Origin of the sequence: Proteus vulgaris, assembly GCF_016647575.1 — a bacterium.
Lineage (GTDB): Bacteria > Pseudomonadota > Gammaproteobacteria > Enterobacterales > Enterobacteriaceae > Proteus > Proteus mirabilis_B.
The window spans coordinates 152,082-177,268 of the sequence record NZ_CP032663.1; the positions used below are offsets into that span (position 1 = coordinate 152,082).

Genomic DNA, 25,187 nt, shown 5'->3' on the forward strand with positions numbered 1-25,187 from the left:
TGAGGTAAAACAATGGCAAAGCATATGCCGTTTACACAGCAGCCTGAACAGGAAAAATGCCCTGAATGTGGCAGTGCATTAGTGATGAAAAGTGGAGGGCATGGCCCTTTTTTAGGATGTTCGGCTTACCCTGATTGCCACTATATTAAAACATTAAAATCACAAGGTGATGGGCAAATTATAAAAGTCTTAGAAGGGCAACCTTGTAAGTGTTGTGGTGCAGATTTAGTTTTACGTCAGGGTAAATTTGGGATGTTTATTGGTTGTAGTAATTATCCTGAATGTGAACATATAGAACAAATTGATAAACCTGATGAAACCGTTATACCTTGTCCTCAATGCGAAAAAGGAAAATTACTACAACGTAAGTCTAGGTTTGGTAAGACATTCTATGCTTGTAACCAATATCCAGAATGCCAATTTGTATTAAATAACAAGCCGGTTAATGGTGAATGTGAATATTGCCACTATCCATTATTGATGGAAAAAAGGTCTTCTCAAGGAGTAAGATTGGTGTGCGCCAGCAAATTATGTGGAAAGCAACAAACAAAAAGAGAAGAACATGAATAACGAAGCATCACCTGTAAGCAACACTATAATAGCAGCATTAAAAAATAATAAAGTCATCGCATATCCAACAGAAGCCGTGTTTGGGGTAGGTTGTGATCCTGATAGCGAACATGCTGTTATGGCATTATTAATGTTAAAACAACGCTCAATTGACAAAGGGCTAATTTTAATTGCTGATAATTATGAGCAATTGAAACCTTATATCGACGATAGTGCATTGACTCAAACTCAGCGAGATAGAATGTTTGCGTCTTGGCCGGGACCTGTTACATGGGTTATTCCTGCCAAATCAACGACGCCAAAGTGGTTAACTGGAAAATTTACTTCTTTAGCTGTGAGAGTAACAGACCACCCAGTTGTTAAAGAACTCTGCCTAGCCTATGGAAAACCTTTAGTTTCAACGAGTGCGAATTTAAGTGGATTACCACCATGTCGTACAGTTGAAGAAGTAAAAGCACAGTTTCAGGATACAATTCCTATCGTTGAAGGGAGTGTCGGAGGTAGACAGAATCCTTCTGAAATCCGAGATGCATTAACGGGTGAATTATATCGACAAGGGTGATTGTGATGGAAAAATATTTAGTGATGGGAAACCCTATCGAGCATAGTCAGTCTCCTTTCATCCACCAATTTTTTTCAAAACAAACAGGAATAGAGTATGGCTATGGACGTTTACTTGTTCCTTTAGGTGAATTTGATAAAACAGCCTCACATTTTTTTTCTAATGGGGGGCGAGGTGCTAATGTAACTGTTCCTTTTAAAGAAGATGCATTCCGCTTTGTGGATAAATTAACGGATAGAGCGAAAGCATGTGGTGCAGTTAATTCTATTGTTAAATTGGAAGATGGCTCACTCCTTGGTGATAATACCGATGGGCAAGGACTTATTCTGGATTTAGCAAGACTCGATTTTATTGTGCCTAATAAGATTAAATCAGTCTTAGTTATCGGTGCTGGTGGCGCAACAAGAGGAATACTGCTTCCATTACTTGATTTTGATTGTGATATTACTTTAACCAATCGTACATTTGCTAAAGCTGAACAATTAGTAAAAGAATTTAGTCAATTTGGAACGATCCGAGCAATAGCTGTCGAAGATGTTGCCGATAGACATTACGATTTAATTATAAATGCCTCTTCATCCAGCATGACTAATGATTTACCACCTATTCCTAACACTGTTTATGGTTTTGATACAGCGTGCTACGATCTTTATTATCAAACAGGGATGACATCATTTCTATATAACGCGTTAAAACATGGAAGCACGCGTTTATCAGATGGATTAGGTATGTTAGTAGGACAAGCCGCTTATGCACTTGAACTGTGGTATGAAATTGTGCCGGATATTAATCCCGTCCTTAATGTATTAAGAGAAAGATTGAATCAATGAACCAGTCCATTCAATTTCCAGATCGTGAAATATGGCTAGCTGAGGATAGGAGTGTTCTTTTTCCTATAATGATCAACGGAATGCTTTTTGATTGTCAAATTACAGAGCAAGAGCTTATTGAACGTTTTGGTGTTGGAGAAGGAATTTTATTATTTAAACAAAATCGTTGGGACATTGAAGAAGAATTTGAAGAGTTGGTAACGGAATATGAGTTATCAACTCTCCATCCTATCTATTCTTTATCAATGGCAGATTGACGAGTAGCTAAATAGTTATTTTTCCACCCGACATAATTATTAGCAGAATAGATAAAGTGCTCTATTTCTGCTGATGAAAGTGGACGGATCTTTTTCACTGGACTTCCTAAATAAAGAAAACCACTTTCAAGCCGCTTTCCTGGTGGAACTAAACTGCCTGCGCCAATCATTACATCGTCTTCAATAATTGCACCATCAAGTAAAATAGAACCCATTCCGACTAAAACACGATTTCCTATTGTGCAGCCGTGCAACATTGCTTTGTGCCCAACAGTAACATTATCACCAATGATAAGAGGAAAACCTTCAGGATCCTCGGGTGAGATGTGAGTGACATGAAGGACTGAACCATCTTGAATATTTGATCTTTTCCCAATACTCACGTAATTCACATCACCACGAATAACAACCATAGGCCAGATACTGACATCTTCACTCATACGTACATCTCCAATCACAGTTGCTGTTTCATCAATAAAAACATCTTTGTCGATAGAAGGCGAAAGGTGTAAGTAATTCCTGATTGTTGATTTCCCCATAATTTAACCTCGTATTTGGTTTCACTTTATAATAAGAAAAGCATAGCAGCGGATGGGGCAGGCTGGCGAGAGCAATGATTTTTATACAGTAAGACTATAAAAACCGATAATAAAGGAGAAAGCAGAGTAATAGAGTGTAATTGATAGAATATACCGAATAGACAATAACAAGATAAAGCGTATATTTTTTACACACAAAAGATGTTTTTCGTATCAAAAATAGACGTAAAGTTCAAAAAGAGAACGAACAGAAAAAAAGTTGAAATAAATACTTGCGCTAATCCGAGAACTCCCTATAATGCGCATCCACTGACCGACGATGAGCTGACAACAGCCGCGAAGGACAGCGAAGAGAAAAGAAAAAAGTTTGAAAAAACTCTTGACTCTTCAGAGGAATAACGTAATATACGCCTCCTCGCAACAACGCAGAAGACCGGAAACGGCAGCGAATGTTGCACTGCTCTTTAACAAATTATCAGACAATCTGTGTGGGCACTCGCAGAGACGATATCTTCTAAAATATTAGATGTATCAAGTCTTGAAGAGTGAACAACAAAAGTAAATTCATTTATGAATAGCTAAGTTTTCGATTTCTTTGAGCATCAAACACTTTTAATTGAAGAGTTTGATCATGGCTCAGATTGAACGCTGGCGGCAGGCCTAACACATGCAAGTCGAGCGGTAACAGGGGAAAGCTTGCTTTCTTGCTGACGAGCGGCGGACGGGTGAGTAATGTATGGGGATCTGCCCGATAGAGGGGGATAACTACTGGAAACGGTGGCTAATACCGCATGACGTCTACGGACCAAAGCAGGGGCTCTTCGGACCTTGCGCTATCGGATGAACCCATATGGGATTAGCTAGTAGGTGAGGTAATGGCTCACCTAGGCGACGATCTCTAGCTGGTCTGAGAGGATGATCAGCCACACTGGGACTGAGACACGGCCCAGACTCCTACGGGAGGCAGCAGTGGGGAATATTGCACAATGGGCGCAAGCCTGATGCAGCCATGCCGCGTGTATGAAGAAGGCCTTAGGGTTGTAAAGTACTTTCAGCGGGGAGGAAGGTGTTAAGATTAATACTCTTAGCAATTGACGTTACCCGCAGAAGAAGCACCGGCTAACTCCGTGCCAGCAGCCGCGGTAATACGGAGGGTGCAAGCGTTAATCGGAATTACTGGGCGTAAAGCGCACGCAGGCGGTCAATTAAGTCAGATGTGAAAGCCCCGAGCTTAACTTGGGAATTGCATCTGAAACTGGTTGGCTAGAGTCTTGTAGAGGGGGGTAGAATTCCACGTGTAGCGGTGAAATGCGTAGAGATGTGGAGGAATACCGGTGGCGAAGGCGGCCCCCTGGACAAAGACTGACGCTCAGGTGCGAAAGCGTGGGGAGCAAACAGGATTAGATACCCTGGTAGTCCACGCTGTAAACGATGTCGATTTAGAGGTTGTGGTCTTGAACCGTGGCTTCTGGAGCTAACGCGTTAAATCGACCGCCTGGGGAGTACGGCCGCAAGGTTAAAACTCAAATGAATTGACGGGGGCCCGCACAAGCGGTGGAGCATGTGGTTTAATTCGATGCAACGCGAAGAACCTTACCTACTCTTGACATCCAGAGAATCCTTTAGAGATAGAGGAGTGCCTTCGGGAACTCTGAGACAGGTGCTGCATGGCTGTCGTCAGCTCGTGTTGTGAAATGTTGGGTTAAGTCCCGCAACGAGCGCAACCCTTATCCTTTGTTGCCAGCGCGTGATGGCGGGAACTCAAAGGAGACTGCCGGTGATAAACCGGAGGAAGGTGGGGATGACGTCAAGTCATCATGGCCCTTACGAGTAGGGCTACACACGTGCTACAATGGCAGATACAAAGAGAAGCGACCTCGCGAGAGCAAGCGGAACTCATAAAGTCTGTCGTAGTCCGGATTGGAGTCTGCAACTCGACTCCATGAAGTCGGAATCGCTAGTAATCGTAGATCAGAATGCTACGGTGAATACGTTCCCGGGCCTTGTACACACCGCCCGTCACACCATGGGAGTGGGTTGCAAAAGAAGTAGGTAGCTTAACCTTCGGGAGGGCGCTTACCACTTTGTGATTCATGACTGGGGTGAAGTCGTAACAAGGTAACCGTAGGGGAACCTGCGGTTGGATCACCTCCTTACCTAAGAGATACGTGTTATGTGCAGTGCTCACACAGATTGTCTGATGAAGAACGAGCAAAAGCGCGTCTGCGAAGCTGACAAGAGTCCCCTTCGTCTAGAGGCCTAGGACACCGCCCTTTCACGGCGGTAACAGGGGTTCGAATCCCCTAGGGGACGCCAATTGCGCGGTATGAGTGAAAGGCGTACCACACTATGTCTGATGAAAATCAGAGAATAGTTAAGATAATTCGCATGAGTTATTTTACCTATTATGCTCTTTAACAATCTGGAACAAGCTGAAAAATTGAAAACAAATCAATATATCACCGAGGTATATTGATGAGTCTCTCAAAATCTCAGACCTTGAAGTGTGAACTCAAGACATTGGTCTTCGAGAGAAACATCTTCGGGTTGTGAGGTTAAGCGAATAAGCGTACACGGTGGATGCCTAGGCAATCAGAGGCGATGAAGGACGTGCTAATCTGCGATAAGCGTCGGTAAGGTGATATGAACCGTTATACCCGACGATTTCCGAATGGGGAAACCCAATATCCAATGGATATTATCATGACGTGAATACATAGCGTCATGAAGCGAACCGGGAGAACTGAAACATCTCAGTACCCCGAGGAAAAGAAATCAACCGAGATTCCCCTAGTAGCGGCGAGCGAACGGGGAACAGCCCAGAGTCTTAATCAATAGCAGCATCAGGAGAACGGTCTGGAAAGTCCGGCAGTAAAGGGTGATAGCCCCGTATCCGAAGATGCTGTTATTGTGAACTCGACGAGTAGGGCGGGACACGTGTTATCCTGTCTGAATATGGGGGGACCATCCTCCAAGGCTAAATACTCCTGATTGACCGATAGTGAACCAGTACCGTGAGGGAAAGGCGAAAAGAACCCCGGCGAGGGGAGTGAAAAAGAACCTGAAACCGTGTACGTACAAGCAGTAGGAGCCTCTTTATGGGGTGACTGCGTACCTTTTGTATAATGGGTCAGCGACTTATATTCTGTAGCAAGGTTAACCGTATAGGGGAGCCGTAGGGAAACCGAGTCTTAACTGGGCGAATGAGTTGCAGGGTATAGACCCGAAACCCGGTGATCTATCCATGGGCAGGTTGAAGGTTGGGTAACACTAACTGGAGGACCGAACCGACTAATGTTGAAAAATTAGCGGATGACTTGTGGATGGGGGTGAAAGGCCAATCAAACCGGGAGATAGCTGGTTCTCCCCGAAAGCTATTTAGGTAGCGCCTCGTGAACTCATCTTCGGGGGTAGAGCACTGTTTCGACTAGGGGGTCATCCCGACTTACCAACTCGATGCAAACTGCGAATACCGAAGAATGTTATCACGGGAGACACACGGCGGGTGCTAACGTCCGTCGTGAAGAGGGAAACAACCCAGACCGCCAGCTAAGGTCCCAAAGTCATGGTTAAGTGGGAAACGAAGTGGGAAGGCTCAGACAGCCAGGATGTTGGCTTAGAAGCAGCCATCATTTAAAGAAAGCGTAATAGCTCACTGGTCGAGTCGGCCCGCGCGGAAGATGTAACGGGGCTAAACCATGCACCGAAGCTGCGGCAGCGACACTATGTGTTGTTGGGTAGGGGAGCGTTCTGTAAGCCTGCGAAGGTGTACTGTGAGGTATGCTGGAGGTATCAGAAGTGCGAATGCTGACATAAGTAACGATAATGCGGGTGAAAAACCCGCACGCCGGAAGACCAAGGGTTCCTGTCCAACGTTAATCGGGGCAGGGTGAGTCGACCCCTAAGGCGAGGCTGAAAAGCGTAGTCGATGGGAAACGGGTTAATATTCCCGTACTGGTGGTAACTGCGATGGGGGAACGGAGAAGGCTAGGTTGTCCGGGCGACGGTCGTCCCGGTTCAAGCATGTAGGCAGAGTGATTAGGCAAATCCGGTCACTTAATGCTGAGGTGTGATGACGAGCCACTAAGGTGGTGAAGCAATTGATGCCCTGCTTCCAGGAAAAGCCTCTAAGCTTCAGGTTACCAACAATCGTACCCCAAACCGACACAGGTGGTCAGGTAGAGAATACTCAGGCGCTTGAGAGAACTCGGGTGAAGGAACTAGGCAAAATGGTGCCGTAACTTCGGGAGAAGGCACGCTGGCGGTAAGTGAAGTCCCTTGCGGACGGAGCCGAAGCCAGTCGAAGATACCAGCTGGCTGCAACTGTTTATTAAAAACACAGCACTGTGCAAACACGAAAGTGGACGTATACGGTGTGACGCCTGCCCGGTGCTGGAAGGTTAATTGATGGGGTTATCCGTAAGGAGAAGCTCTTGATCGAAGCCCCAGTAAACGGCGGCCGTAACTATAACGGTCCTAAGGTAGCGAAATTCCTTGTCGGGTAAGTTCCGACCTGCACGAATGGCGTAATGATGGCCAGGCTGTCTCCACCCGAGACTCAGTGAAATTGAACTCGCTGTGAAGATGCAGTGTACCCGCGGCAAGACGGAAAGACCCCGTGAACCTTTACTATAGCTTGACACTGAACATTGAGCCTTGATGTGTAGGATAGGTGGGAGACTATGAAGTGTGGACGCCAGTCTGCATGGAGTCAACCTTGAAATACCACCCTTTAACGTTTGATGTTCTAACCTAGGTCCATAATCTGGATCGGGGACCGTGTCTGGTGGGTAGTTTGACTGGGGCGGTCTCCTCCTAAAGAGTAACGGAGGAGCACGAAGGTTGGCTAAGCATGGTCGGACATCATGCGGTTAGTGCAAAGGCATAAGCCAGCTTGACTGTGAGAGTGACGGCTCGAGCAGGTACGAAAGTAGGTCTTAGTGATCCGGTGGTTCTGAATGGAAGGGCCATCGCTCAACGGATAAAAGGTACTCCGGGGATAACAGGCTGATACCGCCCAAGAGTTCATATCGACGGCGGTGTTTGGCACCTCGATGTCGGCTCATCACATCCTGGGGCTGAAGTAGGTCCCAAGGGTATGGCTGTTCGCCATTTAAAGTGGTACGCGAGCTGGGTTTAGAACGTCGTGAGACAGTTCGGTCCCTATCTGCCGTGGGCGTTGGAAGATTGAGAGGGGTTGCTCCTAGTACGAGAGGACCGGAGTGAACGCACCACTGGTGTTCGGGTTGTCATGCCAATGGCATTGCCCGGTAGCTAAGTGCGGAAGAGATAACCGCTGAAAGCATCTAAGCGGGAAACTTGCCTCGAGATGAGTCTTCCCTGTCACCTTGAGTGACCTAAAGGAACGTTTAAGACTAAGACGTTGATAGGCTGGGTGTGTAAGCGTAGCGATACGTTGAGCTAACCAGTACTAATGAACCGTGAGGCTTAACCTGACAACACCGAAGGTGTTTTGTCTGAGAGACGACAGTAGATGAAGTAAGCTTGTTTAAGATTGAATATTGCTGGTTAATGTGTAGAGATACACAATAACGGGTAATAAAACAGAATTTGCTTGGCAGCCATAGCGCAGCGGACCCACCTGAATCCATGCCGAACTCAGAAGTGAAACGTTGTAGCGCCGATGGTAGTGTGGGGTCTCCCCATGTGAGAGTAGGGAACTGCCAGGCATTAATTAAAGCATTAGTGTTCAATAACATTAATTGCGCAAAGAATACGCGGAGCGGTAGTTCAGTTGGTTAGAATACCTGCCTGTCACGCAGGGGGTCGCGGGTTCGAGTCCCGTCCGTTCCGCCAACTATTTAGGGGCGTAGTTCAATTGGTAGAGCACCGGTCTCCAAAACCGGGTGTTGGGAGTTCGAGCCTCTCCGCCCCTGCCAGTTACCAATTAAGTAATAACAAAATTTATACTTCTTTGTAGCCCAGTTAATTAACTGGGCTTTTTGTTATTTGTATATTCTCAATATTTACTACTCTAAACACTCATCAATTAACCTACTAATACACTCTCTTTACCAATATTTATCGGTAATATTCCCTGTTATATATTATGAATTCTAGAGATAAAACTTAAATCCAAAAGTTATTCGTTAATATTATGAATAACTATAGAGTGGATTTAAGCCTTATTGATTATTTATCGGCTGTTTTAATAGCTGTTGTATCAATACTTGTTGATCACTGGTATTTAGCCAAACCGCGAATAAAGGTTTTTGAATAACTTCTGTCGAGGCAGGGGCAAGATCTGAATAAAGATCGAGCCAATGTGTAGGTAGAAATGCAACTGCTTGAGTTGTTTTCATTAACTGATAAGCAATCATTGCGGAGTTAGTGGTCAAAATAGGATCAATTTTTTGTACTGCACCATTAGGAAGAAAAGGCTGAAAATCAGCACTCCATTCGATTTTGATAAATTGTGCTATTTCTTCTGTTTTATTTGATGCTATTTTCATCAGCTGGAAAGTAATATCACCAATAATTTTACTTTCTAATTCATCCATTTTCGGTGCTTCAGTTGTAAAAAGAAGATCAAGCTCTCTTGCATGAAGTTGTTTTACAAGAGATTGCCTTGTAGAGACTCTAGATTCAATTCTGAGCTCTTTTCTTTCTAGATAAGATTCCTGTAACCAAGATGTTAGATATGCTTCCCAGAGTGATGCTGTAGCGCCAATTGATAGCTCTGAATGTTGAGAAGCATGGCTAATCTCTTTTTTAGCGAGAAGCCATGTATTCATTAACGATTCAGCATAAGGAATAAGCCTCTCACCCGCGACAGTTAGACGAATATTATTACGATGGCGAGTAAACAGATTTGTACCTAATTGTGTTTCCAATTGCCGTATTCTAAAACTAACCGCAGACTGCGTTAAATAAAGAGATTCAGCGGCTCGTCCAAAGTGTCTAGTCTTACTGACTTCCAAAAAGGTTTTCAGTAATTCGGTATCCACATCTATCTCCAAAAAAATTTGTCGTTACGATTTAAATATTTTGTTTTACAGAACCGCATGACTATCTAATACTCCGCGCCATAAGTATGACGATAGAGAATTAGGAGTGTGTCAGATGGCAGAAAGTTTTATCACGACTAATCGTTTTTTTGACAATAAACATTATCCGCGTGGTTTTTCTCGTCATGGCGATTTCACTATCAAGGAATCCCAGATATTGGAACGTCATGGTCAAGCCTTTAATGAGCTTGATTTAGGCAAACGAGAGCCTACAACTGAAGCGGAAAAATTATTTGTTGCCATGTGTCGTGGCGAACGAGAAGCAGCAACGGTCGAAGAAAAAATTTGGAAAAAATATACTAGTCGTATAAGTCGTCCAAAACGTTTTCATACATTATCGGGTGGAAAGCCGCAGCTCGATCCATCTGATGACTATACCGACTCTGATGATTAATATCATTAGTTTTAGTTAAAAGGGGCGTATTTTCGCTCCTTTTTATTTACCCATCTAGTTGCTTTTGTAAATAGATCATTAACCTATCCATTGCCCGAAAGCTTAATGCTTCAATTAAATGATTTCTTTGTATTTTCTCTTCGTTTGCAAGATCTGCGATAGTCCTCGATACTCTTAAAATCTTATGCCAAGCTCGTATTGATAATCCTAATTTATTTAGAGTGTCTTCAAGAAAAGTTGCATCACTAGTACTCAACGAGCAATAGCATTCAATCTCTTTTCCAGTTAAATAAGTATTCACTTTTCCACATCGTGCAAATTGCTTTTCTCTTGCCTTTAGAACACGTTCTCTAATTGCAGTACTACTTTCCGTGGTAAATGTAGGATGAATAAGCGCGCCTTGAGGAAGCAGTGGCATTTCGACAGATAAATCAAACCTATCTAAAAAAGGTCCAGAAACCTTGCTTAAATAGCGCAGGATCTGTTTTATTGGTACTCGATTGTGATTACCTTGATAGTGTCCTGTTGGGCTTGGATTTAATGCACCGACTAATAATACGTTGGCTGGGTAGCTTATTTTGGCTTTTGCTCGTGAAATAGTAATTTCTCTAGCATCTAGAGGTTCTCGTAATGCATCGAGTACACGTCGTTCGAATTCAGGCAGTTCATCTAAAAATAAAATACCGTGATGTGCTAATGTAATTTCTCCTGGCTTAGGAAGAGAACCTCCTCCCGTTAAAGCAACCGCAGAGGAAGTATGATGCGGGGCTCTAAATGGTCTTGTAGGCCATTTTCTTTCATCAAATGTCACTCCTCTTAAACTACTAATGATTAATACATCAAGTGCTTCTTTAGCAGTTAAAGGTGGAAGAAGTGTACTTATTCTTTGCGCCAACATTGTTTTACCTGTTCCTGGTGGCCCAAGAAATAAAATGTTGTGATTTCCTGCTGCTGTGATTTCTGCTGCCCTTTTTGCATTATTTTGACCAATTATATCGCTCATATCTTTATTATCTTGATTTCCAATTTCATCATTAATAATAAAACTTTCTGTTTCAATTAATGGCGTATTATTTTCTAGGTGGTGGCAAATTTCTAAAAGATGAGAGGCTAATAAAGCCGATTTGTTGGGTAATAATGAAACTTCAGTTTGATGTTCTGTTGATACAATGCATATTCGATGATCTTTTGAAGCACTAAGAATTGATGGAATAACTGCATTAACTCGTTGTAATTTACCAGAAAGTGCAAGCTCTCCAATAAACTCATAACACTCTAATTTATTTGATATTAATTGTTCAGATGCAATGAGTATTGCCAGCGCAATAGGTAAATCATAACGCGCACCTTCTTTGGGTAAATCGGCAGGTGATAGATTAATTGTTATTCTTTTTGCAGGATAAGTATATCCGCTATTAATGAGCGCACTTCTTACTCTGTCTTTTGCTTCTTTTACAACAGTCTCAGGTAATCCAACTAATGTTAATCCGGGTAATCCCTGACTAATATGAGCCTCAATAGTAATAAGCGGAGCTGATATTCCTAAAGAGGCACGTGTATATATTATTGCTAATGCCATTTTTTATTCTCCATTATTTTTCTCTTTTTAAATTATTTTTTCTTTTGTGTTAAATGGAGAGTTAAATAAATGCGAAGTATCTCGAAAATAACGTAACGTATTGAAATATAGTAATTAATTATAATGATAAATAATTTAATAAATTAATATAAATATAATAAAAAACCTGTTCTCTTTTTTACTTTAAATAATGACGTGTAATAGTAGAAAAAACAAAATAACGGGTTCTTTCTTGGCATTAATAACTAAAAAATAAATATTTTATAGATAGATGTTCTGGTGGTGATTTGCGGTATAAAAATATTCATTAAATTCATATTGTTACGATTATTTTTAAAATAAACGTTGTCAATTCTAAAATATCATGATAACTCTAAAAGGACAGAGTGAAAGAAAACACAACACAACAAACATTTTAAATAAGAAAAGAAGTTATAAAACTATGAATACTATCGTCCTAGTGATTAGCCTAATTATTGTCAGCGTGGTGGTGATTATTAACCCACCGTGCGGGGCTGCACTAGGACGAAGAAAGGCTAACTAAACTAGCCGGATCTCTTAAAAACCCCCGCACCGAAAGGCGCGGGGGTTTTTTTTGAGCTTGAGTTTGAAAAAGAGATTAAATAGAAAATAAATTCAAATTAAACAAGAAGTTAAGATGGTAGGGTGAGAGAATGAATGGAGCACAGTGGTTAGTACAGGCATTACGAAAACATCAAGTCGAAACAGTCTTTGGTTACCCTGGTGGTGCGATCATGCCTGTTTACGATGCCCTTTATGATGGCGGTGTTGAACATGTTTTATGTCGCCATGAACAAGGTGCTGCAATTGCTGCTATTGGTTTTGCTCGCTCTACAGGTACAACGGGTGTTTGTATCGCGACATCAGGCCCAGGCGCTACTAATGTTATCACTGGACTTGCTGATGCATTGTTAGATTCTGTGCCTGTTGTTGCTATCACAGGGCAAGTTGCCTCCGATTTGATTGGTACTGATGCATTCCAAGAAATTGATGTTTTAGGTCTTTCGTTAGCGTGTACAAAACATAGTTTTTTAGTTTCGACCGTTGATGAATTACCAAGAGTGTTATCAGAAGCATTTTCTATCGCATCTCAAGGTCGCCCTGGACCTGTTTTAATTGATATTCCTAAAGATGTTCAATTGGCTGATGCTTCTCATTTATCAAGTTATGAATTGCCAGAAGAGCAAGAGTTTCCTTACCCAACACAAGAGCTGGCTCAAGCTAAGCAGATGTTAGCGAAGGCACAAAAACCTATTTTGTATGTAGGTGGTGGTGTTGCCATGAGTAATGCTGTGGAAACGTTAAGAGAATTTGTGACGCAAACAGAAATGCCCGTAGTCTCCACTTTAAAAGGATTAGGCTGTGCTGATGCATTAGATGCCAATTATTTAGGCATGTTAGGTATGCATGGTACTAAAGCGGCAAATTATGCTGTTCAGCGTAGTGATTTATTAATTGCTGTTGGCGCACGTTTTGATGATCGCGTAACGGGACGATTAAATACTTTTGCACCTAATGCCAAGGTTATCCATATCGATATCGACCATGCAGAATTAAATAAATTGAAACAGGCGCATGTTGCGTTATTGGGGGATGCGAAAGTGTTGTTACCAGCTTTATCTCAGCCATTATCTATCGCAGCTTGGCAACAAGAGGTTCAAGAATTAAAAGCAGAACACGCGTGGCGTTATGATCATCCCGGCTCTGCAATTTATGCACCGTTATTATTAAAACAATTATCAGATGCAAAACCTGAAAATACTGTTGTGACAACAGATGTAGGTCAACATCAAATGTGGTCAGCACAACACATGACATTTGATGCACCTGAAAATTTTATTACTTCAAGTGGTTTAGGCACCATGGGATTTGGTATCCCTGCGGCAGTAGGCGCTCAGATTGCTAGACCTGATGCATGTGTTATCTGCGTATCAGGCGACGGCTCTTTTATGATGAATGTGCAGGAGTTGGGCACAATTAAACGTAAGCAATTACCTATCAAATTGGTGTTATTAGATAACCAACGTCTTGGTATGGTTCGCCAATGGCAAGAGCTGTTTTTTGAACAACGTTATAGCGAAACAATTTTAACAGACAATCCAGACTTTGTTGCCTTGGCTAAAGCTTTTGATATTCCAGGGCAACGCATCACAGAAAAAGCACAAGTTGCTGATGCAATAAAATGTTTATTAGAGAGCGATGGCCCTTATTTATTACAGGTATCTATCGATGACGCAGAAAATGTCTGGCCTTTAGTTCCGCCGGGCGCAAGTAATGATGAGATGATGGAGAAATCAAAATGAACCAACACAATATCACAATTGAAGCCCGTTTTTGTCCAGAGATCTTAGAACGTATCCTGAGAGTTATCCGTCATCGTGGTTTTCATATATGCTCAATGAATATGAATATCACAGAGAGTAACAATATTAATTTAAGTCTGACGGTGAGTAGTCAGCGACCATTAGAACTTCTGTGCAGCCAGTTAACAAAATTAGCTGATGTTGCAGGTATTCAAGTATCACATCAACAGAAAGAAAAATTACGATTCATGAATGCACTAAGTGCCATGTAAGGATAAAAGAATGACAAAGCAAGCTGATTATATTTGGTTTAACGGTGAAATGGTTCCATGGGCTGAGGCAAAGGTTCATGTGATGTCTCACGCATTACATTATGGTACTTCCGTATTTGAAGGTGTGCGTTGTTACAATTCTCATAAAGGTCCTGTGGTATTTCGCCATCGTGAGCATATGCAACGTTTACATGACTCAGCCAAAATCTATCGTATGCCTGTTGAGCAAAGCGTTGATGAGTTAATGGAAGCATGTCGTGAAACCTTACGTAAAAACAAATTAGTCAGTGCTTATATTCGTCCATTAGTTTTTATTGGTGATGTCGGTATGGGAGTTAATCCGCCAGCAGGCTATAAAACGGATGTGATTATTGCTGCATTCCCGTGGGGAGCCTATCTCGGTGAAGAAGCTTTAGATAAAGGTATTGATGCAATGGTTTCCTCTTGGCACCGCGCGGCACCAAATACTATTCCAACCGCAGCTAAAGCTGGTGGTAATTATTTATCCTCATTATTAGTGGGAAGTGAAGCTCGTCGCCACGGTTACCAAGAAGGGATTGCGTTAGATGTTCATGGCTATTTATCTGAAGGTGCAGGTGAAAACTTATTTGAAGTAAAAGAGGGTGTTATTTTTACACCTCCATTTACTTCATCAGCACTGCCAGGGATCACGCGTGATGCGATCATCAAATTAGCAAAAGATCTAGGTTATGAAGTGCGTGAACAAGTGCTTTCTCGTGAATCACTTTATCTTGCAGACGAAGTCTTTATGTCAGGCACAGCCGCAGAGATAACACCAGTACGTAGTGTTGATGGTATTCAAGTAGGTATCGGACGTTGTGGCCCAGTGACCAAAGCAATTCAAAAAGCCTTCTTTGGTCTGTTTACGGGTGAAACAGAAGATAAATACGGCTGGTTAGATCCAATCAATTCATAAACATAATCAAATAAATTTGTTTAGCGGGTAGATCGTTCCCTACTCGCTTTCTTTATCGCAGGAGTGTGAAAAATGCCTAAATACCGTTCAGCGACAACGACACACGGTCGTAATATGGCTGGAGCCCGTGCCTTATGGCGTGCAACAGGAATGACTGATGCTGATTTTGGTAAACCCATTATCGCAGTTGTGAACTCATTTACGCAATTTGTACCGGGTCATGTGCATCTGCGGGATTTAGGAAAACTCGTTGCTGAGCAAATTGAAGCCGCTGGTGGTGTCGCTAAAGAATTTAATACCATTGCGGTTGATGATGGTATCGCAATGGGACACGGTGGCATGCTTTACTCTTTGCCATCCCGTGAACTTATCGCAGACTCTGTTGAATATATGGTTAATGCGCACTGTGCTGATGCGATGGTGTGTATCTCAAACTGCGACAAGATCACTCCGGGGATGTTAATGGCGTCTTTACGTTTAAATATTCCGGTTATTTTTGTTTCTGGTGGCCCTATGGAAGCGGGAAAAACGAAGCTTTCAGACCAACTGATCAAATTAGATCTGGTTGATGCCATGATCCAAGGAGCGAATCCAAATGTCAGCGATGCTGATAGTGAGCAAATCGAACGATCGGCTTGCCCAACATGCGGATCTTGTTCAGGTATGTTTACCGCAAACTCAATGAACTGTTTAACAGAAGCACTGGGATTATCTCAACCGGGAAATGGCTCATTACTTGCAACACACGCAGATCGTGAAACGCTGTTTATCAACGCAGGTAAGCGCATTGTTGAATTAACCAAGCGCTATTATGAAAAAGATGATGAATCTGCATTACCGCGCAATATCGCTAAAAAAGAAGCCTTTGAAAATGCGATGATCTTAGACATTGCAATGGGTGGCTCGACAAATACAGTTCTGCATTTATTGGCTGCTGCGCAAGAAGGTGAGGTTGACTTCACGATGGAAGATATCGACAGGCTTTCTCGCCAAGTACCTCATTTATGTAAAGTGGCACCAAGTACACAAAAATATCATATGGAAGATGTTCACCGCGCAGGTGGGGTCATGGGTATTTTAGGTGAATTAGACAGAGCCGGCTTACTTAACCGTAATGTAGATAATATTTTAGGGCTAACTTTGCCAGAAACATTAGCGCAATATGACGTGATGTTAACGCAAGATGAGCAAGTAAAATCGATGTTCCAAGCAGGCCCTGCAGGTATTCGTACCACGAAAGCATTTTCTCAAAACTGTCGTTGGCCAACCTTAGATACCGATCGTGAAAACGGATGTATCCGCAGTAAAGAACATGCTTATAGCCAAGATGGTGGATTAGCGGTTTTATCCGGTAACTTAGCAGTAGATGGCTGTATTGTTAAAACAGCAGGCGTTGATGAAGACAACTTAATTTTTAGTGGTCCCGCAAAAGTATATGAAAGCCAAGATGATGCTGTTGAGGCTATCTTAGGTGGAAAGGTAGTGGCAGGCGATGTGGTCATTATTCGCTACGAAGGCCCTAAAGGTGGACCGGGTATGCAAGAGATGCTGTATCCAACCTCTTATTTAAAATCAATGGGATTAGGTAAAGCTTGCGCACTTATCACTGACGGACGTTTCTCTGGTGGAACATCAGGTTTATCTATCGGACATGTTTCACCTGAAGCCGCAAATGGTGGCGTCATTGGTTTAGTGGAAGAGGGCGATATCGTCTCTATCAATATTCCAACTCGTGAGATCTCATTAAAGGTAGATGATAAAACGTTATCTGCTCGCCGTGATGCACAAAATGCCCGTGGTGATAAAGCATGGACACCACAAAATAGACAGCGCCAAGTTTCGTTCGCCTTACGCGCTTACGCCTCTTTAGCCACTAGTGCCGATAAAGGTGCGGTGCGTGATAAATCTAAATTAGGGGGCTAAAAATGGCTGCCTTTAGACCTTTAAATTCAGCGCCAAGTAGCGCTGAATATTTAAAAGCGGCGCTGAGTGCGCCGGTTTATGAAGCTGCAATAGTCACCCCGCTCCAAGAGATGATAAAAATCTCTGAGCGTTTAGAAAATACAATTTTAGTTAAGCGTGAAGACCGACAGCCTGTTCATAGCTTTAAATTACGTGGTGCTTACACCATGATTGCAGGGCTGACTCCTGAGCAAAAAACAAAAGGTGTAGTGACGGCTTCTGCGGGTAACCATGCTCAAGGTGTTGCGCTGTCAGCGAATCGAATGGGTGTAAAGGCATTAATCGTGATGCCAGTGGCAACGGCGGATATCAAAGTCGATGCTGTTCGCCAATTTGGTGGGGAAGCTTTGCTTTATGGTGCCAACTTTGATGAAGCAAAAGCGAAAGCTATCGCGCTGTCTGAAGAGATGGGATACACCTTTGTTCCGCCTTTTGATCATCCAGCTGTCATTGCAGGGCAGGCAACGCTGGCAATGGAACTCTTACAACAAGATGTTCATCTTGACCGTATTTTCGTACCAGTTGGTGGTGGTGGTTTAATTGCTGGGGTGGCGGTATTAATTAAACAGCTTATGCCAGAAATTAAAGTTATTGGTGTTGAAGCAGAAGATGCAGCATGTTTAAAAGCCGCATTAGAGGCAGGACACCCTGTTGAATTAGCTCGAGTGGGCTTATTTGCAGAAGGTGTTGCCGTTAAGCGTATTGGTGATGAAACTTTTCGTTTATGCCAAAAATATGTTGATGATGTCATTACTGTTGATAGTGATGAAATTTGTGCCGCAGTAAAAGATTTATTTGAGGATGTGCGTGCAATTGCAGAGCCTTCAGGCGCGTTGGCATTGGCTGGGCTTAAAAAATACGTTGAAAAGCACCAGATCAAAGGTGAGCGTCTAGCGCATGTGCTTTCTGGTGCAAATGTGAATTTCCATGGACTACGTTATGTCTCTGAACGCTGTGAATTAGGCGAAAAACGCGAAGCATTACTTGCTGTGACGATCCCTGAACAAAAGGGTAGTTTTTTACGTTTCTGTCAGATCTTAGGTCAACGCGTTGTCACGGAATTTAATTATCGTTATAGCGATGCTGATCCTGAAAATGCACGTATTTTTGTTGGTGTTCGTTTAAGCCAAGGACTTGCAGAGCGCAAAGAAATTTTGCGTGAACTTACGACTGCTGGTTATCAAGTGGCTGATTTGTCTGATGATGAAATGGCAAAACTTCATGTGCGTTATATGGTCGGTGGTCGTCCTAATAAACCGCTTAAAGAGCGTTTATTTAGTTTTGAGTTTCCTGAATCACCGGGCGCTTTAATGAAGTTTTTAAAAACATTAGGGACTTATTGGAATATCACGTTATTCCACTATCGTAGTCATGGTACCGATTATGGGCGTGTGCTGGTGGCATTTGAACTACCCGAAACAGAAGGACGTTTCGAGCGGCATTTAGATGCATTAGGCTATGAATATCATGATGAGACAGGAAATCCTTCTTTTCAGCTATTCCTGTCACCACAAACGGCAAACTTAGTCGTGGAGTAATCGCCAAAAAGCACTAATCACAGGCTCTTGAAGGCGTTTGTGTAATCCACAAACGCCTAATTCGAAAGGTTCTACCATTGAAATATTATCCAATGAAGATATGCGATTACGAACGGGCTCAGGGCAGTTATCAACGACAACTTGTGGAATAAGTGCAATACCACAACCTAACGCCACCATTGAGACAATCGCTTCATGCCCAGAAACAGTCGCATAAATTAAAGGATTATGGATACGGTGGCGTTTAAACCATAACGCAATTCGCTGTCGCGATGGGCCATGCTCAGGAATGATAAATGGAATATTGAGCCAATCGGGTTTCTCTTGTGTTGCAAGATGGCGAACATTGCACGGCAGTGCGGGCGCAATCAGTACTAATGGAATTTCACCTATTTTTTCAAAACAGATATTTTCAGGAAGCTTTTCAGGTTTTCCTGCAATACCTAAATCAGCTTCATCAGATTGTACTTTATCGACCGCATCAGCCGCATCTCCTGTGGTGAGCTTTATTTCAACTAATGGATTTTCTGCACGAAAGCGGTCAAGAATAGGTGGCAAATGGCTGTAAGCCGCTGTTACAGAACAAAACAGACGCAGTTCACCAGAAAGGCTGGGGCTATTTTGATTTAACGTGTGCTTAAGTTGCTTATATTGCAATAAGGTTTGTTGAGCATAGCGTTTTAGCTGTTCGCCCGCATCGGTGAGAGTCACCTGTCGGTTATCACGTAAAAACAGGGGATGGCCTAAGCTTTCTTCAAGGCGTTGAATTTGACGAGAGAGCGTAGAAGGGCTGACGTGCATCGCTTGTGCGGTCTTGGTGAAGTGACAACTTTCAGCTAAATGCAGGAAGAGTTTGAGATCACGAATATCCATTGTCAGCCACCTTAGGTGATAAAAAAGAACGTTGCATTTTTTGCAACACTATCTTGTAAATATATCAATTTAAGCAATGGCTTTCATCCCATATAGTAAAGTCATGCAACACCTCACGGAGAGTGAGGACAATAATAGCAAACACATACACAACGATTTTGGAGTCTTCTATGACAAATTATTTTAATACATTGAATCTGCGTCAGCAGTTGTCGCAATTAGGTAAATGTCGCTTTATGTCACGTGAAGAATTTGCTGATGAAGCAAATTACCTGAAAGGCAAAAAAGTCGTTATTGTTGGTTGTGGCGCTCAAGGTCTTAACCAAGGTTTAAATATGCGTGATTCAGGTTTGAATATCGCGTATGCCTTACGCCAAGAAGCAATTGATGAAAAACGTGCATCATGGCGTCGTGCAACCGAAAACGGTTTTGAGGTTGGAACTTATGAAGCGTTGATCCCTCAAGCAGATTTAGTTGTTAACTTAACGCCAGACAAACAGCACTCCGCTGTTGTTCAAGCTGTTCAACCATTGATGAAATCAGGTGCAGCATTAGGTTACTCTCATGGTTTTAATATCGTTGAAGTTGGCGAAAAAATTCGTGATGACATCACCGTTGTTATGGTTGCACCAAAATGTCCGGGTACCGAAGTTCGTGAAGAATATAAGCGTGGTTTTGGTGTTCCAACACTGATTGCAGTTCACCCTGAAAATGATGCAAAAGGTGAAGGTATGGCCATTGCGAAAGCATGGGCTGCTGCAACAGGTGGTCATCGTGCGGGTGTTTTAGAGTCATCTTTCGTTGCTGAAGTAAAATCAGACTTAATGGGTGAGCAAACTATTCTGTGCGGTATGTTACAAGCTGGCTCGCTGTTATGTTACGACAAGATGGTTGCTGATGGTGTTGAGCCGGGTTATGCAGGTAAGTTGCTGCAATTTGGTTGGGAAACGATTACAGAAGCACTGAAACAAGGTGGTATCACCTTGATGATGGACAGGTTATCTAACCCTGCAAAAATGCGAGCTTATGCATTATCAGAGCAACTGAAAGAGATCATGGCTCCACTGTTTGCGAAACATATGGATGATATCATTTCAGGTAAATTCTCTGAAACAATGATGGCTGATTGGGCAAATGATGATAAAAACTTGCTGACATGGCGTGAAGAGACCGGAGCAAGCGCATTTGAAAATTATCCTGAATATGAGGGTAAAATCAGTGAGCAAGAGTACTTTGATCACGGTGTGTTAATGGTTGCAATGGTTAAAGCTGGTGTTGAATTAGCTTTTGATACGATGATTGAAGCAGGGATCTTTGCAGAGTCAGCTTATTATGAATCACTGCATGAGCTGCCATTAATCGCGAATACCATTGCTCGTAAGCGTTTATATGAAATGAACGTAGTTATTTCTGATACCGCAGAATATGGTAACTATTTGTTCTCATTCGCTGTTGTTCCTATGCTGAAAGAGTTTATGACAACATTGCAAGCTGGCGATTTAGCGAAGAAAGTTCAAGATAATGGAACAGATAACGCACAATTACGTGATATCAATGAAGCAATTCGCCAGCACCCAATTGAAGCCGTAGGTAAAACGTTGCGTGGGTATATGACGGATATGAAGAAGATTGCTGTTGCCAACTAATTTTTCGTCGCTCTTTACGCGATAAGTGCGTTGGCTACACTTGGGATAACCTCTTTTGCCGCCTTCTTCTCACGTAAATAGCTTAGAAAAATAAGCGAAAAATGAAGATTGAATTTTTTCGAAAACCGTATTTCTTAATGGAGTACGGTTTTTTGTTTTTATAGTGTGAGAAAAATTGAAAGAGGGAATACTCAAGACTTTGATCGCTTTCTGCTACAATTATCCCCCGTTATGTTCTTGGTTAATGAAGTTTGGAAAAAGTATGCGATTAAATCCTGGTCAACAAAAAGCAGTGGAATATGTGTCAGGCCCTTGTTTGGTCTTGGCAGGTGCGGGATCGGGTAAAACACGGGTTATTACCAATAAAATTGCACACCTTATTCGTCAATGCCAATATCCAGCAAAGCAAATTGCAGCAGTCACGTTTACCAATAAAGCTGCGCGTGAAATGAAAGAGCGTGTTGCTCAAACCTTAGGTCGTCAAGAAGCGAAAGGATTGATGATCTCAACGTTTCACACATTGGGATTAGAAATTATCAAACGCGAATATAAGGCGCTAGGTATTAAAGCTAAGTTTTCACTGTTTGATGATCAAGACCAATCTGCATTACTTAAAGAATTAACGGCTGATTTATTAGAAGAAGATAAAGATTTACTTTCTCAGTTAAAGAGCCAAATCTCTAACTGGAAAAATGACATGCTCACACCAGAGCAAGCAATAGGAATGGCGAGATCGCAACAAGATCATACATTTGCCGAATGCTTTCGACGTTACGAGCAACATCTGCGTAGTTGTAATGTGCTCGACTTTGATGACTTAATTAGCCGCCCAACCTTGTTATTGCGCACAAATGAAGAAGTCAGAGAGCGCTGGCAAAGACGTATTCGCTATTTGCTGGTGGATGAATATCAAGATACAAATACAAGCCAATATGAATTGGTCAAATGGCTGGTTGGTGAAAGAGCTCGTTTTACGGTTGTAGGCGATGATGACCAATCAATCTATTCATGGCGTGGTGCTCGCCCTCAAAATTTAGTGCTATTACAAAAAGATTTTCCACAACTTAATGTGATTAAGCTTGAGCAAAATTATCGCTCTTCTGGGCGTATTCTAAAATCAGCGAATATCTTGATTGAAAATAATCCCCATGTTTTTGAAAAACGGTTATTTTCAGAATTAGGTTATGGTGATGAACTGCGGGTTTTAACGGCTAATAATGAAGAGCATGAAGCAGAGCGTGTCGCTGGCGAATTAATTGCTCATCACTTTATTAATAAAACCAATTATAAGGATTATGCGATCCTTTATCGTGGTAATCATCAGTCTCGTATTTTTGAAAAATACTTGATGCAAAATCGCATTCCTTATCGTATTTCGGGTGAAACCTCTTTTTTCTCACGTGAAGAGATAAAAGATATTCTTGCCTATTTACGAGTAATTACCAATCCTGATGATGATGCGGCATTTTTACGTATCGTGAATAAACCTCGTCGTGAAATTGGGCCTATGACAATTCAAAAATTAGGTGAGTGGGCAAAAGTTCGAGATAAAAGTTTATACAATGCCTGTTTTGATTTGGGATTAGGTCAAACATTAACGGGACGAGGCTTAAATTCATTACAAGCATTCTCTCAATGGATGTCACGTATAGTGCAAAAATCAGAACGAGAGCCACTGTTAGCTGTACGTGATTTATTGCATGAAATGGATTATGAAAGTTGGTTATATGAAACCTCAAGTAGCGCAAAAGCTGCTGAAATGAGAATGAAAAATATTAATCAGCTATTTTTATGGATGAGTGAAATGCTTGAAGGTGATGAATTACATGAACCTATGACGCTTTCTCAAGTCGTTAACCGTTTTACCTTGCGCGATATGATGGAGCGAGGAGAAACAGAAGAAGAGTTAGATCAAGTTCAGTTAATGACATTACATGCCTCTAAAGGTCTTGAGTTTCCTCATGTATTTTTAGTAGGAATGGAAGAGGGCATATTGCCACACCAAAGTAGTATTGATGAAGATAATGTAGAAGAAGAAAGACGTCTTGCTTATGTGGGAATTACTCGAGCACAAAAAACACTTACTTTTACGTTATGTAAAGAAAGGCGTCAATATGGCGAATTAATCAAACCTGATCCAAGTCGTTTTCTTTATGAATTGCCTCAAGATGATTTAAATTGGGATACTAATAAAAAGAAAGTGTTAAGTGCCGAAGAAAAACAAGAGAAAGGGCAAAAAGGTGTTGCGGGATTAAGGGCTATGCTGGCAAGACACAAACCTGAATAATATAAGACTCGGTTAATAAAATTAACCCCTTGGCATATTGATGTTCAAGGGGTTTTTATTTTTGTATAAGTAAAAAAATTAACTTATACGAGAGCTATTTTGTTCTTCAATCATTAAAGACCAATGGACATAGCTCTGAAGTTGGATCTCTTCTTGGAGATTTTCAGCCCGCAATGGATGCTCATTAAGCCATTGATATGGCAGCGTAATAATGAGTTTCTCATCTTCAGTGCGTAATCGTAAAGCAGGGAGAGTATCATCACGGCGACGGCTAGCAAAAATGATGGCTAATCGCAGTAAACGCACTAGTCGATTGGCTTGAGTTATCGGTAGTGCATTTTGATGATTAAGGGGTGCAAGATCGATGATCCCTGTTTGGTTTTTTAGCAAAGAAGCCAATAAACGTCGTTGCGCAGGTGTGTATCCCGGTAAATCAAGATGAGAGATCAGATAGCTTGCATGTGAAGGCGCTTGACGGAAATCGACACTTAGTCCAATTTCATGCAATGCACTAGCGCTGTTAAGCAACTCGCGGCAACGATTATCTAACTGCCAACTCTTGCTGACTTGGATAAAAAAGTGTTCTGCAAGTTGTTGAACTCGGTGTGCTTGCTCAATATCAATCTGAAACCGACGTTGGACATTACGAAGAGTACGTTGGCGGATATCTTGCTCAATAGGGAGATGCAACATTCCATAGACTAAGCCTTCTCGTAATGCACCACCTGCTAAGATCATATTATCGATATGCAGTGTTTCAAATATGGCGATTAAGATAGCAAGCCCACTTGGAAACACTAAGGCTCGTTCAAAAGTAAGCCCTTCAATTTCCAGCTCTTCTAGTTTCCCACACTCAATGGCTTTGTGTTTGAGTCGCTCAAGCTTAGGTAAGGTGATTAATTCATCCATACCTTGGGCAATCATGATCTCTTGCAACGCTTGTACAGTACCAGAGGCACCTACGCACACTTGCCAGCCTTGCTCAATTAATTTATCCGCCACTGGGGCGAGTATCGCTTTGGCTGCATCTTGTGCTTTAGAAAAATTTTCTTGAGTTAAAGAGCGATCAGTAAAATAGCGCTCTAACCAAGTCACACAGCCCATACTTAAGCTCATTAATTGCGTCGTCTTAGCGCCAGTACCTGTAACTAATTCTGTGCTGCCACCACCAATATCGACGACTAAACGTTGCTCTGCACCACCAGTGGTATGTGCAACGCCACGATAGATAAGGCGTGCTTCTTCCTCACCACTAATAACATGAACAGTATTGCCCAATATTTCAGACGCTTTTGCGACAAAAATATCTGCATTTTTAGCAATACGTAATGTGGCTGTTGCTACGACTCTGATTTGTTCAGCCGGAATATCACGCAGATATTCAGAAAAAAGTCGTAAACATTGCCAACCGCGTTCCATTGCCTGCTCTGACAATTCATTTTCACTGTTTAGGCCAGCAGCGAGTCGAACTTTACGTTTCACGCGGGAAAGGACTTGTATAGAGCCCGCGATTTCTCGAACGACTAACATATGAAAACTGTTAGAACCTAAATCAATAGCAGCATAAAGTGATGAGGATTTCAGCATAA

Annotated in this window: 18 protein-coding genes, 3 tRNA genes and 3 rRNA genes; 19 read left to right on the top strand and 5 right to left on the bottom strand. The window is 42.2% G+C overall.

From position 1 onward, the window contains the following. Positions 1-12 precede the first annotated feature (12 nt). From D7029_RS00795 to D7029_RS00810, 4 genes are read left to right on the top strand one after another with little or no spacing between them, the layout of a single operon-like run. Positions 13-570 carry a type I DNA topoisomerase gene (locus D7029_RS00795; RefSeq protein WP_194951607.1) on the top strand — a complete coding sequence of 186 codons (558 nt, stop codon included), beginning with the start codon at positions 13-15 and terminating at the stop codon, positions 568-570. Further along, positions 563-1,132 carry an L-threonylcarbamoyladenylate synthase type 1 TsaC gene (gene tsaC, locus D7029_RS00800; protein ID WP_194951608.1) on the top strand — a complete coding sequence of 190 codons (570 nt, stop codon included), beginning with the start codon at positions 563-565 and terminating at the stop codon, positions 1,130-1,132. Before D7029_RS00795 ends, tsaC begins: the two co-directional genes overlap by 8 nt. 5 nt (positions 1,133-1,137) lie before the next feature. Continuing rightward, positions 1,138-1,962: a shikimate dehydrogenase gene (gene aroE / locus D7029_RS00805; RefSeq protein ID WP_194951609.1), complete on the top strand. Its 825-nt coding sequence runs from the start codon at positions 1,138-1,140 to the stop codon at positions 1,960-1,962. Continuing rightward, positions 1,959-2,219, top strand: coding sequence for a DUF1488 family protein (locus D7029_RS00810; RefSeq protein WP_194951610.1), 261 nt, complete (start codon positions 1,959-1,961; stop codon positions 2,217-2,219). The genes aroE and D7029_RS00810 overlap by 4 nt, the downstream gene beginning before the upstream one ends. Here D7029_RS00810 and D7029_RS00815 read toward each other — a convergent pair. Next, a complete protein-coding gene (locus D7029_RS00815; protein ID WP_194951611.1) occupies positions 2,195-2,758 on the bottom strand; it encodes a gamma carbonic anhydrase family protein in 564 nt (187 codons plus the stop codon). The two genes, D7029_RS00810 and D7029_RS00815, sit on opposite strands and share 25 nt — an antisense overlap. A gap of 613 nt (positions 2,759-3,371) precedes the next feature. On the opposite strand from D7029_RS00815, the gene D7029_RS00820 reads away from it, so the two are divergent. The 6 genes from D7029_RS00820 to D7029_RS00845 all read left to right on the top strand — a co-directional run bounded on the left by D7029_RS00820 (position 3,372) and on the right by D7029_RS00845 (position 8,658). Further along, positions 3,372-4,914, top strand: a 16S ribosomal RNA gene (locus D7029_RS00820). An 84-nt stretch (positions 4,915-4,998) separates the two neighbouring features. Further along, positions 4,999-5,074, top strand: a tRNA-Glu gene (locus tag D7029_RS00825). Between the two features lie 237 nt (positions 5,075-5,311). Beyond that, positions 5,312-8,214, top strand: a 23S ribosomal RNA gene (locus D7029_RS00830). A gap of 118 nt (positions 8,215-8,332) precedes the next feature. After that, a 5S ribosomal RNA gene (gene rrf, locus D7029_RS00835) occupies positions 8,333-8,448 on the top strand. The 16S, 23S and 5S rRNA genes sit together here with 3 tRNA genes alongside, the layout of an rRNA operon. Positions 8,449-8,498: 50 nt before the next feature. Next, positions 8,499-8,575 (top strand) — tRNA-Asp (locus tag D7029_RS00840). A 7-nt stretch (positions 8,576-8,582) separates the two neighbouring features. Further along, a tRNA-Trp gene (locus tag D7029_RS00845) sits at positions 8,583-8,658 on the top strand. Between the two features lie 246 nt (positions 8,659-8,904). Here the strand turns inward: D7029_RS00845 and hdfR are convergent. Further along, positions 8,905-9,726 (bottom strand): HTH-type transcriptional regulator HdfR, encoded by an 822-nt coding sequence (gene hdfR / locus D7029_RS00850; protein WP_194951612.1) that lies wholly within the window; start codon positions 9,724-9,726, stop codon positions 8,905-8,907. A 115-nt stretch (positions 9,727-9,841) separates the two neighbouring features. Here hdfR and D7029_RS00855 point away from each other — a divergent pair, with 115 nt between their 5' ends. Beyond that, the gene (locus tag D7029_RS00855) at positions 9,842-10,180 is read left to right on the top strand and encodes a DUF413 domain-containing protein (RefSeq protein ID WP_036939631.1); all 339 of its coding nucleotides are present in this window, start codon (positions 9,842-9,844) and stop codon (positions 10,178-10,180) included. A 46-nt stretch (positions 10,181-10,226) separates the two neighbouring features. Here D7029_RS00855 and D7029_RS00860 read toward each other — a convergent pair whose 3' ends face one another. Then, positions 10,227-11,759 carry a YifB family Mg chelatase-like AAA ATPase gene (locus D7029_RS00860; protein WP_194951613.1) on the bottom strand — a complete coding sequence of 511 codons (1,533 nt, stop codon included), beginning with the start codon at positions 11,757-11,759 and terminating at the stop codon, positions 10,227-10,229. Positions 11,760-12,201: 442 nt separating this feature from the next. On the opposite strand from D7029_RS00860, the gene ilvL reads away from it, so the two are divergent. The 6 genes from ilvL (at position 12,202) to ilvA (ending at position 18,792) form a co-directional block, all read left to right on the top strand. Then, entirely contained in the window at positions 12,202-12,303 is a 102-nt protein-coding gene (gene ilvL / locus D7029_RS00865; RefSeq protein ID WP_071788577.1) for an ilv operon leader peptide, read from the top strand. Positions 12,304-12,433: 130 nt separating this feature from the next. Beyond that, positions 12,434-14,083 (top strand): acetolactate synthase 2 catalytic subunit, encoded by a 1,650-nt coding sequence (gene ilvG / locus D7029_RS00870; protein WP_088494047.1) that lies wholly within the window; start codon positions 12,434-12,436, stop codon positions 14,081-14,083. Continuing rightward, complete coding sequence (ilvM, locus tag D7029_RS00875; RefSeq protein ID WP_023583660.1) at positions 14,080-14,355, top strand: acetolactate synthase 2 small subunit; 276 nt, start codon at positions 14,080-14,082, stop codon at positions 14,353-14,355. The genes ilvG and ilvM overlap by 4 nt, the downstream gene beginning before the upstream one ends. 10 nt (positions 14,356-14,365) lie before the next feature. Continuing rightward, positions 14,366-15,292 (top strand): branched-chain-amino-acid transaminase, encoded by a 927-nt coding sequence (gene ilvE, locus D7029_RS00880; protein ID WP_194951614.1) that lies wholly within the window; start codon positions 14,366-14,368, stop codon positions 15,290-15,292. Positions 15,293-15,364: 72 nt separating this feature from the next. After that, positions 15,365-17,215 (top strand): dihydroxy-acid dehydratase, encoded by a 1,851-nt coding sequence (ilvD, locus tag D7029_RS00885; RefSeq protein ID WP_088494045.1) that lies wholly within the window; start codon positions 15,365-15,367, stop codon positions 17,213-17,215. Positions 17,216-17,217: 2 nt separating this feature from the next. Continuing rightward, positions 17,218-18,792 carry a threonine ammonia-lyase, biosynthetic gene (ilvA, locus tag D7029_RS00890; protein ID WP_194951615.1) on the top strand — a complete coding sequence of 525 codons (1,575 nt, stop codon included), beginning with the start codon at positions 17,218-17,220 and terminating at the stop codon, positions 18,790-18,792. Here the strand turns inward: ilvA and ilvY are convergent. After that, complete coding sequence (gene ilvY / locus D7029_RS00895) at positions 18,778-19,665, bottom strand: HTH-type transcriptional activator IlvY (RefSeq protein WP_075674047.1); 888 nt, start codon at positions 19,663-19,665, stop codon at positions 18,778-18,780. The two genes, ilvA and ilvY, sit on opposite strands and share 15 nt — an antisense overlap. Before the next feature lie 170 nt (positions 19,666-19,835). Between ilvY and ilvC the strand changes: the two genes are divergently transcribed. Next, positions 19,836-21,311, top strand: coding sequence for a ketol-acid reductoisomerase (ilvC, locus tag D7029_RS00900; RefSeq protein WP_194951616.1), 1,476 nt, complete (start codon positions 19,836-19,838; stop codon positions 21,309-21,311). A gap of 262 nt (positions 21,312-21,573) precedes the next feature. After that, positions 21,574-23,598, top strand: coding sequence for a DNA helicase Rep (gene rep, locus D7029_RS00905; RefSeq protein ID WP_088494042.1), 2,025 nt, complete (start codon positions 21,574-21,576; stop codon positions 23,596-23,598). Between the two features lie 78 nt (positions 23,599-23,676). Here rep and gppA read toward each other — a convergent pair whose 3' ends face one another. Then, complete coding sequence (gene gppA / locus D7029_RS00910; RefSeq protein ID WP_194951617.1) at positions 23,677-25,185, bottom strand: guanosine-5'-triphosphate,3'-diphosphate diphosphatase; 1,509 nt, start codon at positions 25,183-25,185, stop codon at positions 23,677-23,679. Positions 25,186-25,187 lie beyond the last annotated feature (2 nt).